The 11,473-nt window shown below is 39.9% G+C and carries 27 protein-coding genes and 1 pseudogene; 22 read left to right on the forward strand and 6 right to left on the reverse strand.

Annotation, left to right across the window (positions count from 1 at the left end):
- Nucleotides 1-36: 36 nt before the first annotated feature.
- Nucleotides 37-201, reverse strand: coding sequence for a hypothetical protein (locus tag GWJ05_RS06415; protein WP_087726527.1), 165 nt, complete (start codon nucleotides 199-201; stop codon nucleotides 37-39).
- Between the two features lie 34 nt (nucleotides 202-235).
- On the reverse strand, nucleotides 236-511 hold the full coding sequence (locus tag GWJ05_RS06420; RefSeq protein ID WP_161681202.1) for a hypothetical protein: 276 nt from the start codon (nucleotides 509-511) through the stop codon (nucleotides 236-238).
- Between the two features lie 166 nt (nucleotides 512-677).
- Between GWJ05_RS06420 and GWJ05_RS06425 the strand changes: the two genes are divergently transcribed.
- The gene (locus GWJ05_RS06425; RefSeq protein ID WP_161681204.1) at nucleotides 678-959 is read left to right on the forward strand and encodes a hypothetical protein; all 282 of its coding nucleotides are present in this window, start codon (nucleotides 678-680) and stop codon (nucleotides 957-959) included.
- Here GWJ05_RS06425 and GWJ05_RS06430 read toward each other — a convergent pair.
- The 4 genes from GWJ05_RS06430 to GWJ05_RS06445 all read right to left on the reverse strand — a co-directional run bounded on the left by GWJ05_RS06430 (nucleotide 940) and on the right by GWJ05_RS06445 (nucleotide 2,828).
- Nucleotides 940-1,101: a hypothetical protein gene (locus tag GWJ05_RS06430; RefSeq protein WP_161681206.1), complete on the reverse strand. Its 162-nt coding sequence runs from the start codon at nucleotides 1,099-1,101 to the stop codon at nucleotides 940-942. The genes GWJ05_RS06425 and GWJ05_RS06430 overlap by 20 nt on opposite strands.
- Nucleotides 1,102-1,111: 10 nt before the next feature.
- The gene (locus tag GWJ05_RS06435) at nucleotides 1,112-1,384 is read right to left on the reverse strand and encodes a hypothetical protein (protein ID WP_161681208.1); all 273 of its coding nucleotides are present in this window, start codon (nucleotides 1,382-1,384) and stop codon (nucleotides 1,112-1,114) included.
- A gap of 406 nt (nucleotides 1,385-1,790) precedes the next feature.
- Nucleotides 1,791-2,096 carry a hypothetical protein gene (locus GWJ05_RS06440; protein ID WP_161681209.1) on the reverse strand — a complete coding sequence of 102 codons (306 nt, stop codon included), beginning with the start codon at nucleotides 2,094-2,096 and terminating at the stop codon, nucleotides 1,791-1,793.
- Nucleotides 2,097-2,126: 30 nt separating this feature from the next.
- Nucleotides 2,127-2,828 (reverse strand): XRE family transcriptional regulator, encoded by a 702-nt coding sequence (locus GWJ05_RS06445; RefSeq protein WP_099660665.1) that lies wholly within the window; start codon nucleotides 2,826-2,828, stop codon nucleotides 2,127-2,129.
- A gap of 107 nt (nucleotides 2,829-2,935) precedes the next feature.
- Here GWJ05_RS06445 and GWJ05_RS06450 point away from each other — a divergent pair, with 107 nt between their 5' ends.
- The 21 genes and pseudogenes from GWJ05_RS06450 to GWJ05_RS06545 form a co-directional block, all read left to right on the forward strand.
- Complete coding sequence (locus tag GWJ05_RS06450; RefSeq protein WP_099660666.1) at nucleotides 2,936-3,121, forward strand: Cro/CI family transcriptional regulator; 186 nt, start codon at nucleotides 2,936-2,938, stop codon at nucleotides 3,119-3,121.
- A 134-nt stretch (nucleotides 3,122-3,255) separates the two neighbouring features.
- A complete protein-coding gene (locus tag GWJ05_RS06455; protein WP_161681211.1) occupies nucleotides 3,256-3,609 on the forward strand; it encodes a hypothetical protein in 354 nt (117 codons plus the stop codon).
- An 89-nt stretch (nucleotides 3,610-3,698) separates the two neighbouring features.
- Nucleotides 3,699-4,385 carry a phage antirepressor KilAC domain-containing protein gene (locus GWJ05_RS06460; protein WP_161681213.1) on the forward strand — a complete coding sequence of 229 codons (687 nt, stop codon included), beginning with the start codon at nucleotides 3,699-3,701 and terminating at the stop codon, nucleotides 4,383-4,385.
- Nucleotides 4,382-5,287, forward strand: a complete 906-nt coding sequence (locus GWJ05_RS18530; protein ID WP_237585090.1) for a replication protein — start codon at nucleotides 4,382-4,384, stop codon at nucleotides 5,285-5,287. Before GWJ05_RS06460 ends, GWJ05_RS18530 begins: the two co-directional genes overlap by 4 nt.
- Nucleotides 5,284-5,958, forward strand: coding sequence for a replication protein P (locus tag GWJ05_RS06470; protein WP_161681214.1), 675 nt, complete (start codon nucleotides 5,284-5,286; stop codon nucleotides 5,956-5,958). Before GWJ05_RS18530 ends, GWJ05_RS06470 begins: the two co-directional genes overlap by 4 nt.
- Before the next feature lie 19 nt (nucleotides 5,959-5,977).
- Nucleotides 5,978-6,181 (forward strand): hypothetical protein, encoded by a 204-nt coding sequence (locus GWJ05_RS06475; protein WP_071233457.1) that lies wholly within the window; start codon nucleotides 5,978-5,980, stop codon nucleotides 6,179-6,181.
- Between the two features lie 11 nt (nucleotides 6,182-6,192).
- Nucleotides 6,193-6,450, forward strand: a complete 258-nt coding sequence (locus GWJ05_RS06480) for a DUF551 domain-containing protein (protein ID WP_161681215.1) — start codon at nucleotides 6,193-6,195, stop codon at nucleotides 6,448-6,450.
- Nucleotides 6,447-6,635 carry a hypothetical protein gene (locus GWJ05_RS06485; protein ID WP_161681216.1) on the forward strand — a complete coding sequence of 63 codons (189 nt, stop codon included), beginning with the start codon at nucleotides 6,447-6,449 and terminating at the stop codon, nucleotides 6,633-6,635. Before GWJ05_RS06480 ends, GWJ05_RS06485 begins: the two co-directional genes overlap by 4 nt.
- Before the next feature lie 17 nt (nucleotides 6,636-6,652).
- Nucleotides 6,653-6,922 (forward strand): DUF4752 family protein, encoded by a 270-nt coding sequence (locus tag GWJ05_RS06490; RefSeq protein ID WP_161681217.1) that lies wholly within the window; start codon nucleotides 6,653-6,655, stop codon nucleotides 6,920-6,922.
- A 9-nt stretch (nucleotides 6,923-6,931) separates the two neighbouring features.
- A complete protein-coding gene (locus GWJ05_RS06495; protein ID WP_161681218.1) occupies nucleotides 6,932-7,375 on the forward strand; it encodes a YbcN family protein in 444 nt (147 codons plus the stop codon).
- Entirely contained in the window at nucleotides 7,372-7,782 is a 411-nt protein-coding gene (locus tag GWJ05_RS06500) for a DUF3310 domain-containing protein (RefSeq protein WP_237585091.1), read from the forward strand. Before GWJ05_RS06495 ends, GWJ05_RS06500 begins: the two co-directional genes overlap by 4 nt.
- Entirely contained in the window at nucleotides 7,775-8,092 is a 318-nt protein-coding gene (locus tag GWJ05_RS18415; RefSeq protein WP_201704740.1) for a hypothetical protein, read from the forward strand. The genes GWJ05_RS06500 and GWJ05_RS18415 overlap by 8 nt, the downstream gene beginning before the upstream one ends.
- A 2-nt stretch (nucleotides 8,093-8,094) precedes the next feature.
- Nucleotides 8,095-8,544, forward strand: coding sequence for a hypothetical protein (locus tag GWJ05_RS06505; protein WP_161681219.1), 450 nt, complete (start codon nucleotides 8,095-8,097; stop codon nucleotides 8,542-8,544).
- Nucleotides 8,522-8,665, forward strand: a complete 144-nt coding sequence (locus tag GWJ05_RS06510) for a protein NinF (RefSeq protein ID WP_161681220.1) — start codon at nucleotides 8,522-8,524, stop codon at nucleotides 8,663-8,665. The genes GWJ05_RS06505 and GWJ05_RS06510 overlap by 23 nt, the downstream gene beginning before the upstream one ends.
- Nucleotides 8,637-9,230, forward strand: a complete 594-nt coding sequence (locus GWJ05_RS06515) for a recombination protein NinG (protein ID WP_099660147.1) — start codon at nucleotides 8,637-8,639, stop codon at nucleotides 9,228-9,230. Before GWJ05_RS06510 ends, GWJ05_RS06515 begins: the two co-directional genes overlap by 29 nt.
- Complete coding sequence (locus GWJ05_RS06520) at nucleotides 9,220-9,411, forward strand: hypothetical protein (RefSeq protein WP_161681221.1); 192 nt, start codon at nucleotides 9,220-9,222, stop codon at nucleotides 9,409-9,411. Before GWJ05_RS06515 ends, GWJ05_RS06520 begins: the two co-directional genes overlap by 11 nt.
- Nucleotides 9,408-9,911 carry an antiterminator Q family protein gene (locus GWJ05_RS06525; protein WP_161681222.1) on the forward strand — a complete coding sequence of 168 codons (504 nt, stop codon included), beginning with the start codon at nucleotides 9,408-9,410 and terminating at the stop codon, nucleotides 9,909-9,911. The genes GWJ05_RS06520 and GWJ05_RS06525 overlap by 4 nt, the downstream gene beginning before the upstream one ends.
- 230 nt (nucleotides 9,912-10,141) lie before the next feature.
- Complete coding sequence (locus tag GWJ05_RS06530) at nucleotides 10,142-10,300, forward strand: hypothetical protein (protein ID WP_161681223.1); 159 nt, start codon at nucleotides 10,142-10,144, stop codon at nucleotides 10,298-10,300.
- Between the two features lie 267 nt (nucleotides 10,301-10,567).
- Nucleotides 10,568-10,903: a phage holin, lambda family gene (locus GWJ05_RS06535; RefSeq protein ID WP_115370795.1), complete on the forward strand. Its 336-nt coding sequence runs from the start codon at nucleotides 10,568-10,570 to the stop codon at nucleotides 10,901-10,903.
- Nucleotides 10,900-11,232, forward strand: a complete 333-nt coding sequence (locus GWJ05_RS06540) for a M15 family metallopeptidase (RefSeq protein ID WP_036976899.1) — start codon at nucleotides 10,900-10,902, stop codon at nucleotides 11,230-11,232. Before GWJ05_RS06535 ends, GWJ05_RS06540 begins: the two co-directional genes overlap by 4 nt.
- A gap of 1 nt (nucleotide 11,233) precedes the next feature.
- Nucleotides 11,234-11,473 (forward strand): annotated as a pseudogene (locus tag GWJ05_RS06545) (hypothetical protein); the annotation flags it as partial.

An 11,473-nucleotide genomic window follows, 5' to 3' on the forward strand; every position in this document is an offset into this window, starting at 1 on the left:
AGCGATAGGGTGGTTATCTGGTGTTGGTGCGGTGGGTTACTGCTGAGGTATTTTTTTGATATCTAATTCCGTGATATTGGCTTTTGCTCCAATTACAGCCCATAAATAAATATGCTCTGCGCAATCACCTTCATCTTCTGCTTCAATATCCTTTTCCCAAGGCTCGCCATTCCATTTACAAGCCACTTTGAACATTGGCATGTCATACTCCCTCCGTTATTAACTAAACACGATGCTAATTATCAAGCTTGGGTTTTTGAATTAAGTTACTCACTGTGGTATCTACTGCTTCCTGATCGATGGTGTCGAATAGCTTGTTGCGTGCTTCTTCCGCTTCATTAAAGCTTTCCTCATCATCGTCGTCGTAATCTATCCATAATCCAAAATCGACATCGAAAATTTTCTCAGGCCAGCAATACTGCACTCCAACTTTTTGCTCATCTGCGTCATGAGCTTTCTTGATTAGAATCTGACGCCCATGTGACTCAAATTCCTTAAACCATATTTCCATCTCTATCTCCTATCTATTAATCAACTCACCACAGTCCACCGAATGGACTGGGATTAGTTAACTGTGCCTGCTTTTAACCACGTCAGGCGAGGTGGTTCCTCACTTTCCACAGTCAAGGAAAATTGATATATTGGTTATTCCACAGTCAAAATAAGGAATGATTTAAATGCCTCGGTATACAGTCAGAATTGAATTACCAAATGCTGATTACGATGATTATCAGAGTCTGCATGAGCGCATGAGTAATAATAGATTCCATAAGTACATAAAAAGTGATGATGGAGTATGGTTCAATCTTCCAGATGCTGAATATAACTATGATGGAGATCTTGACATTGATGGTGTCTTTCAATCAGCGGTTAACGTCGCCAAATCAGTAAAAGCTAATGCTAAAGTATTAGTTACTGAATCAGCCGGTAGAAAGTGGTCTAACTTAGATAAAATCTAATATCTTGACCAATTACTGCTTCATCTTTAGGTAAGCTGGTTTGTTTGCTGTTAATTAACTTTACAACCAGCTTTATTGCCTCATCTCGCGAAATACCTTCATTTTTTTCTACTGTATTAATCAAGCTTTCAAATTCTCCCATTGCGTATCTCCTATCTCGCCGTCACCCCGAACTCACTGCTCGGATGTTTTGTTTTAACTCCTGAAAATACTGCTACATTAGGTAAGCAACAGTTATCTCCACTTGGATAATGCTTTGTTGGTTTGAGAGATAGAACAGGGCGTTCTTTCTTCTCAACGCCAAATATCGAATCCCAAATTTCTTCCACTGAGCGACTTCTCATAGCTATCTTTCGAGCCAAAAACTCACCTTGCTTTCTGCGTCTGCGAATTTTTGAGTTCTCTTTAAAAGTTATCGTTGCCATATTTGCCTCCTAAGTGATCTTTGGTGGTGATACCGGATGCCTCCGGTAGCTGTCTTTCGCCAACAAGGCGACTGCTTGTCTTTTCGACCATCACCCCAAAAACCACTCAGTGGTTGCTCTGAAAATTTATTCTGAGCGTTCCTAATTGTAAAAGAGCGAACATCCTGTTTATCTATGGCTCCTTGCCTTCGATGTGATTAACTATACAAGCATTGCTTTATTAAAACAAGTGTAACTTGTGTTTAAACTTGAGCTAATCTTTATTTTAACAATAAACGCTTGTTTTTATTTGTGTTATTTTTTGTAAAAAATTTAAATTTTTTATTCTGTTGGTAGGATTTATGATTTGCGGACATAAAAAATCCCTCGCTAAAGAGGGATCTGTGATGGGGTAAATGAGAGGTAGTTAGTTTTTACTTGATGTTATTTCTGCGAAATCCAGTAGTGCTTTCTGGCAATCGTTGGTCATATCAACTAAGGAGCTGTTTTTCTTTTTTGCCTCATTGCTCATGAATTTATCTATAAACTCATCCCCATTTGGAACATTATTTTCTTGCTGAAATTTATATAAAGAAGAGTAAGCGTTGCACTCAGATGCTTTCATGATTGTAGTTATCAATTTGAAGTCATCTTCATTAGTGAGATCAATCTTATTAGTAGCGTGGGCAGATATTGAAGCAACCGTAATTAGTAATAAAATTATATTTTTCATTTATTTACTACCTGATAATTAAATAAATTTCTATCCATGAAATTTGTATTTTATAGATTGGCTAACTAAAACTTTGGCGTGAATGTAGAGGCCATTGATACTATCTTCCTCCAAATACCAAGTTTCATATCTTGCGTTATCAGATATAACAGCCAGCCTCTTATATTGCTTTTGAAGCCTTTTTATATATAGCTGATTATCTAAAACAAAGACATAAATTCCATCACCATCAAAAAAGTTAGTGGTGATATCTACGAATATTTGATCTCTAGGCTCAAATGTTCCAGCCATAGAGTCACCTTTAACAGTGATCATCTTGATTGTAGATGCAGATCTACCACCAAACAGTCTTTTTGCTTCATCCGCTGAATACTCAATAGCTGTTATTGTTTCAATGAAATCATCAAGAACCATCACACCAGGTCCTGCACTAGCTTGGATATCCAGCATCTCCACCTTGTAGTTATTTTTATCTGAAATTTCACCATCTTGCTTTATTTGAATACTACTGACTTTGTTTTTTTCATCAATGTCAGTTATTCCGAATAATAACCAATTGGTATCAACTTCAAGTATTTCAGCAATTTTAATAACCCTGTTTTTTCTTGGCTCAGTACTGGTCTCCCACTGCTGTACTGATTGTGGTGATACTCCTACCAACTCAGCTAACTCAGCTTGGGTCATGTTTTTTGCAAGTCTAGCTTGCTTGATTCTTTCGCGCATAGTTTTCATTCGCTCAATATACAAGTTGCACTTTTATTTTTCCAACAAGCAATACTTGCTTAAGTAAAGTAATTCTTGTATTCTTCTTGTTGTTAATCAGTTAAAGGAATATCTTTATGAATGCATTGGAAACAACAATTAAAAAAGCAGGTGGAATTCCAGCTTTAGCTAAGAAGCTAAAGATTAGCGATCAAGCCATTAGACAATGGGAACACAAAGGACGAATTCCTCCTGCAAGATACGCTCAAATCAACGAACTATTCGGAATACCATTTGAGCATTTAGTAAAAGATAAAAATTAGTTTCATCCGCTCTTTAACATCACTAACCCGCTCAGAGTAAATTCTCAGAGCAAACAATCCGCTCATATGGAATGAGCTATGGATCATTACTGCTGTTCCCAATATGGGAAGTAATCTAAGAAGGAATTTAACAAATGGAATGTGCAAAAAATATCAAAGTTGAATGTTCGTCAAATGAATTGATGAGCTTCTATCTAAAACAAATGTATTCAGTCGGAAATAACGGACTGGCAAAAATGCTAGGTGTTCATCCATCAACTTCAAGTCGTGATAAAAATCGAATATTTGAGCTTGCTTGTAAAGCAATAACAGAGCTTGGATTGCCACCTGATTCAGTTGCTATTAGCGAGACACCAACAAAGGTTGTCATTGAGGGTGATTACGCAGAGAGATTGATTCAGATGCTTGAAGGGAAGGGAAAGATTAAAAGAAAAGCCACAACCACGGCGAATGGTGAGGCTTCTCAACAAATGGACTTAACCATTTAACTTAACAAATACACTGTATCAATAACCAGTATTAAAGGGAAGCTGATTTTGAGCTTTCCTTTGGTCATTAATAAATCAATGAGGTCATTATGAATCAATTGAATAACTTAGTAAATACTGGCGAACCAACGATGAGTAGTTTAGAAATTTCAGAGTTGGTTGAGTCAAGGCATGACAAAGTTAAACAATCAATCGAACGCCTTGCTAAACGAGGTGTTATCAAACTCCCCCCAATGGGGGAAGTTAAAAATCACCTAAACCAGACAGTTTCTGTGTATCAAATTAACAAGAGAGATAGTTACGTTATCGTTGCTCAGTTATCACCTGAATTTACAGCAAGACTAGTTGATAGATGGCAAGAGCTAGAATCAAAACAGTCTCTTATTCCTCAGTCCCTACCGGAAGCCTTACGTCTCGCCGCTGACTTAGCAGAGCAAAAGCAAATAGCAGAACAGAAATTAGCAATCGCAGCGCCTAAGGCTGAATTTGTTGATCGCTACGTTCAAGCTACTGGCTTACTGGGTTTTAGAGAGACAAGTAAATTACTAAAAGTGAAAGAGAACTTCTTTAGAGGGTTTCTACTTTCAAAACGAATTATGTACAAACTGGCTGGAAAATTAACACCTTATTCAGAACACCTTGACGCAGGGCGTTTTGATGTGAAAACAGGTGAGAATCAAATAAACGGTCACGCTTACACACAAGTTAAATTTACCCCTAAAGGTATTCAGTGGATAGCAGGTTTACTGGCTAGAGAGCAATTGGAGGCGGCATGACGAATACAGCGGAAGTATTCCAGTTCCCTGCGATACAGCAGGAGACAAAGAGAGTGGCAGATACTGATGATGGATATACGAGAATTGCCAATGAATTACTTGAATCACTTTCCTGCTGTAATTTAACTGTTAGGCAGCTAAGAGTGATGTTAGCGATTATCAGAAAAACCTATGGGTTTGGCAAAAAAGTAGACCGTATATCCGATTCTCAATTAGCTGACGTATCTGGACTATCAAGACAGAACGTTAACAAGGCAAAGAAAGAATTGATTTCAATGAATTACCTCATTCTTGAGGGTAATAAAATTGGGGTTAATAAAGAGGTTTCAGCATGGAAAAATCAATCTAGAGACTGTGTCTCTAACTTGAAGACTAAAAAAGTCTCTAACTTAGAGACAAATGATGTCTCTGGCTTGGAGACACACAAAAGAAATACTTTAAAGAAAAAAGAAATAACTAATATATCGTCCGAGAATTCTAACGAATCCTCTGACATACCACCTGAAAAAGTTTTAGCCGTTAAACCTGATGCGGTTGTTAGTTCACCCAAAGGTAACAGGTGGGGAAATGCTGATGACCTGAAAGCTGCTCAATGGATTTACTCGCAAGTCCTGATAGTTAGCCCATCGACTAAAGAACCTAACTGGTCAACATGGGCTAACGATGTTCGCCTGATGAGACAACTAGACGGACATACCCACCAAGATATTTGCAGAATGTTTAAGTGGGCTAATCGTGACTCGTTCTGGTGTAGCAACGTGTTATCACCTGCAAAGCTACGTGAGAAATGGGACACATTGACCATACAGAGCCAACAACCCAATAGAGGTAAGCGACAGGTTGATCCTGAACCAGCACAGAGCTGGAATACTCGTGAAGCATGGGAGAATGATTTTATATGAAGACTAATCTGGCTACTGCAATCGCTAATCGTGATGCAGGCGCATTGGCTAGAATGGCTCAGAGTAGCACCCCGCAAAAAGTTGTAAATAATCATGCTGAGCAACTAGTCGATGTATTATTCCGAAATCTGAAACAAATATTTCCAGCCTCAGTAAACACCATTTTCAAAAACGAGTCAGAGGAACTTACTGCAAAACGACAATGGATCGCCGCCTTTGCAGAAAATGGAATTACTACCAGAGAGCAACTTCAAAACGGTATGCGACATGCTAGAGCAAGTGACAACCCTTTCTGGCCTGCTGTTGGTCAATTTATCAAGTGGTGCAAGGAAGAGGATTATATAGCTCTTGGTTTGCCTGACGATGATCAGCTTTACGAGCTCTATCGAGAATATTGCAAAATGCGTGGCTGGCGCGAAATGAAATGGCCCTCAAACGCTTGCTACTGGATGGTTACCAAAATTTACTCTGAGATGCGAAGTAAAAGCCTAACTGATAGTGAGGTTAAGAAGCTTTGTGCCAAAGAGTTGCGGATCATGACGGCAAGAATCAAATCAGGTGAAACTATTCCAGCGCCAGTGCTTCAGGTCGAACACAAAGTCACACCAACAAGTCGCAATAAATCACTGTCAATAATCGCAAGTTTGAAGCAAAAGCATGGCTTCAGATAACACGCAAGAGGATTTTTAGATGAACTTACTAACACATACCGTCACCAAGGTTTTAGGTGATCCGGTTCGCCATACCTACAAAAGCGATGATGGAACAGAAAATGAATATTACCTAACACCAGTCGAGTGTGATTGCTGGGGTAATATTTCTAACACGAAAGTGATGACAAATACTCTTGAGCAAGCCAAGGCAATTAAAGTCGGCTATGAATGGGAATCGTGAGGAGGCATCTAATGCAGGGAACTAATTGGGTTAAGGTGAGTGAGAGATTACCTGAAATGGACACGCCAGTAATTGCTGGGTGGTTCAGAGGTGAAGAGTTTGTATACCACGTTTTTATGCGTTCTGATACATGCGGAGAAGGTTGGACATGGTCAATCTCATTCGATAATTACATAAGTTGCGGTGAGGATTTCATAGAGGATGATGACTATTCAATGATAACTCATTGGCAACCAATGCTTAGCCCACCAATGCCAGAGGGTGAATGATGGATAACGTAAAAATAAATGAGCTTGTAAAATTTAAAGATGAAATTAAAGCCATCTGCAAGCTCAGATACAAAAGCGAGTGGAATGCTATGTACGCAATGCACGATTGGGATATTTACTTTCGCGAAGGTTATCGGGCTAATAATGCACACGAAGCCGTTGATGAAGCTAGGGCGTGCATGTAGGAACAGGAGAGCTAACAGTGAGTGATGAAGCATACAAATGGATAGTAGCCACGTTATCAATGATGGGCTACGTGTGGATTGTTACACAGGCGTTTTGCTGGTTCGTAAGTTTGATATTCAGAAAGCTTTTCAAGCGTAAGTCAAAAGAACGAAAGAAGGCTGCAATAGCTGAATTTTATGAGGCTTATGAGCTTGATAAAATAAATGAAAGTCAAATGGTAAGGGTCACAACAAAACACGGACTTGTTATTGTAATTTATCGAGAGCCAAAAGGTGACGATGAATAGGAGGTTAACTTGGAAGCTGATTTTCTCTTCCACGAATCAACCAAAAATACCGCATGGCAACACCTCAAAGAAGTTCTAGCAACAAACCAACCACACCGAATCATCATTAAGCCTTGGAAAAACAAGCGTTCACTATCTCAGAATTCCACTTTTCATTTGTGGTGCACAGAGATAAGCAAATACCTATGTAAGAACAACGCCAATTACACACCAGAAACCGTTAAGGAAATGCTTAAGCATACATTCCTAGGCTATGAGGTGGTCGATATGGTTGACGTTACTACACAGCTTACAGAGCGCGTAAGAACACTTCGAAAAACATCAAAACTTGATACAGGTGAAATGTTTCACTTCATGGAGCAGGTTGAACGCTGGGCGGTAGGTATAGGTTGTTTCGTGACGATACCTGATAACAGTGAATATATGAAATTGAAAAGGAAACAAGAAGAATGAACCTAGCTAAAACAGAAAGAGATTATCCGAACGGAGGATATTGGCACAAAGAGTGTAAGTGGTGCGGATTTAGCTACATCGGACCTAAACATGAAAATGCCTGCAGGAAATGTGATGACACTCTTCAACGCATGGGAGGATTTGGTTCTTTATTTAATCAAGGTGCAGAAAATAACGTGAAAGACAACGTAAACAACCCACCACACTACGCATCAGGTGATATTGAGTGCATAGATGCCATAAAAGCCAGTATGACCAAGGAGGCGTTTCTAGGCTATCTCAAGGGCAATATTCAAAAGTATGTCTGGCGATACGAAAAGAAAATTAATCCAGTCCAAGATTTGAAAAAGGCGCGCTGGTATATGGAACGGATGGTTAGTGAGATGGAGGCTGGAAGCAATGGCTAAGAGAAATAACGCACTAGAGAACATGAAAAAGTGGATGGAAGTCATCCCTCAGTGTTTGCAAACAGAAAGCCAGAAAACCTTTGAGGATGAAGTCGTTAGTCTTGAGTTGGAAATGACTAAAAAGGAGTTTGTGAAAAGAGGTTTTCTACCTCCTGAATTTAAAAGTGAAAGCGAAAAGCGTAGCTGGTTAGAGGCAGTGGTTGAACTGGATCGCATCGATAAAAAATTAAATCGAGCGCAAAAACAGGTAGAGCGTTTAGAAGAAAGTCGCCGTGAGCATATTAACCGCCATAACTTAAACAGGAAGTGATCATGACTGAAGAGCAATACAGGGCTTATGCGCAGGTGATAGTGGTTGGTCGTGAATTTATCTCATTTAATCACAACACTATTTCAGCGGTAACAGGTTTAACACCCGCAAGAGTCGGAACTATTCTAAGAAAGTTACTTGCATTCCAGTGTGTAGAGCATGTTGAAACAAAGAGCCGTAAACGCACTCGCCCAATTAATAACTATGCCGTTACAGACGATGCAATTACTCGACTGAGAAGTCAGTTTGAAAAAGAGCGTCTGGCTAATCTTCCACTCTTTCCAAAAGCTAAAAAGGTTGAAGCAAAGAAACCTAGAAAAGTGCTGGATGATTTTATGTGTGGTTTGTCATTTGTCGATAAAGCCAACGTATCAGGTATGGGTAATCCGATGTTGATGAAAATAGACTCGTTACTCAAAGGAGTTCGCAATGAACTGCATGTCATGCAATAGACAGCTAACAGATGATGAAATTTATGTGTGTAGCAAATGTGCTGATGAATACGCTCATTTGGAAGTGATGGATAAAATCAAAGGAGAGGGAGATGCAGAAGCTAAGGCGACGGCGCTGTAAAGTATGCCGAGAATGGTTTATTCCAAGGCAGAGTTTTCAAAATTGGTGTAGCCCGGAGCATGGATTTGAATTATCCGAGCAACGAAGGAATAAAGATAGAGAAAAAGCATTAGCAAAACTTAAAAAGGAGAAACAGAAAAAAGAACGAGAAGAAAAAGACAAACTCAAATCCCGCAAGTTAGCAGTAAAACCCCTCTCATATTTCACCAAGCAAGCACAGACCGCATTCAACGCATTTATCAGAGAAAGAGACAAGGATGAGCCTTGCATCTCGTGTGGTCGTTTTCACGAAGGTCAGTATCACGCAGGTCACTATCGAACCACAGGAGCAAATCCTGAGCTTAGGTTCGATGAAGATAACTGCCATAAGCAATGCGCACCATGTAATAACCATCTATCGGGAAATATCGAAAATTACACACCTCGACTAATAGAGAAAATTGGTCAGGAGCGTTTCGATCGTCTGATGGGCTCTCATGAATTGCCAAAATGGAAACGCGAGGATTATGAGCGGATACGTGATCACTACCGAGCCAAGTTAAAGGAGCTGAAAGATGTTCACTGACTTAATCGCAGCTATTGAAGAAGCAAGATATTTAAAATCCAAATCAGGTGGTCGAGTTAACTTCTGTGTAATGCAGATTATGGACTACATGGAAGTAGTCAGCGGGCTGATGGATGGTGTCAGGGTTTTATATACAACTGCGAATGATGATTATCACACAGTATTACCGGAGGCGAGATGAGCTATATCGGAGAAAAGGAATTAACAGATGAGCAATTTCGCTGGCTAGATGGATGGTTAAATCTGTGGGGGGCGTGGGTATATTCTGGTCGTATTGATATTCGCATGATCAACATGATTTATAAATTCATGCAAACAGTAGAGCCAAGTAAAAACCCATCAAGACCTATGTGCAATGACGATGAAGGAATGTTGATTTCTCAGGTCGTAGATTCAGTCATCGCCACTGACACACAGGCTTATGGAATATTACTCAGTTATTACGCTCACGGTTCATCTAAGTTGTCGATTGCATCTTACTATCACCGAGTTGCAAAACCACGCAAAATGCAAACGAGAGGGGGAAATAAATACGGCAAGCCATCTCATAGAACTTGCAGGAGAGAAGTTGACGAAAAACTTAAAGCAACCCAGTGGTTATTGTACGAACCTCTGCGAAATGCAATGAATAATCGTAAACGTGTAGCTAAAGTAAAGAAAATAGCTGAACTTTGCTATTGACATTAATGGACAAATGGACAACAATTATAAGGTAAGTTGCTTTACGTGACTCTTAAGTTTGCTTACCTTGTTAACCTAAGGGTTGGTTGACACTACGGAAAGACGTGTAGCCTTGATGGGAAAGGCGTTATGAGAATCTGGGGAGCGTCAGATTTAAACCATCCTTGAACCGCTCGACAATTTTAAGACCTCGCTTCGGCGGGGTTTTTTGTTATCTGGCGTTTATATGTATGACGAATTCGACGGATTCTAAATATCCAACTAGGTCTGACTTAGCTAAAGCCAACCCTTACACTGAGCGCGATAAATTGTCAGAAGAAGAGCGTGAAGAGAGACGTCGGAAGTTTAATGATTCTCTATTTTTCGGTAATGGGTATTTCAAACTTTAATTCCCCCGAATTCGAGGGAATAAGTTATTGATATTGTTCCGTTATGGAAATTCACATATCGCTATTTCACATATTCGGTTATTCCGAATAACTCATTCAGAAGATCGCTTAGGCGGTCTTTTTTTATTTCTACCATTTTGTTGATATCACCGAAATGGTTTCGTATATGCCGACCACAGAATCAATCACAACACCTCACATTCACACAAGAGCTGTGAGTCGGCGTTCTATTAACTTTAATTACGGAACACTCCGCAGGGGGTGAGTATGCGCATGCCTGAAAAAAATACAGAATTCTGGGTGCAAATCTGGGACTGGATAACAATAAATGCGCCACTTATCGCTGGCGTTTTGTTAGCCGGAATGACTGCTTTTACCAGAGAGAAAAGAGAAGGTTCGGGATGGAAGGCATCTTTAGCTGAAGCGGCTATATGTGCCTTTATCAGTATTGGCATCATTACTGCTTTGGAATATGCAAAGTTACCAATCAGCTTGGCTCAGTTTTTTGGTGTGTTTATTGGTTTCCTAGGCACTAAGAAAATCGGTGCAATCGTAGAGGCGGTAATGTCGTTCTTCAAAAACAAATTCGGAGTTAACAAATGACACTCGGTGAGAAACAGCGCAAGTTCACTCGCATGATTGCGGACTTAATTATCTTTGCCTACGACAACGGATATGAGCTGACATTCTCGGAAGCATACCGAACGCCAGAGCAGGCACAGTTAAATGCCAAATCAGGTGCGGGTATTAAAAACAGCTTACACACACAACGCCTAGCTGTGGATTTCAACCTATTTAAAGATGGCAAATATCTAACAGCATCAAGTGATCATAAATTGCTTGGTGAATATTGGGAATCTATCGGCGGTACGTGGGGCGGTCGTTTCAATGACGGCAATCACTACTCGTTAGAGCACAACGGCGTGAAGTGATATGAAAGCGATCATCTGGAAAGGTTTCTCTTGGGTGATGGAGAATATGACTGTTGTTGGGATGGTTATTTTTGTTGTCATGTTTCTTACTGAAAGTATAAAAAATACTGCTCTGGAACATGATAATAAATCACTCACTGAGCAACTCTCACAACAAGTCGAAATCAACAAAGACTATCAAGCCCGTATCACTCGATTAAATCAACTCGATATTCGTCACTCACAGGAGTTAGCCAGTGCA

Source organism: Proteus sp. G2626 (assembly GCF_009915985.1).
Classification (GTDB): Bacteria; Pseudomonadota; Gammaproteobacteria; order Enterobacterales; family Enterobacteriaceae; genus Proteus; species Proteus vulgaris.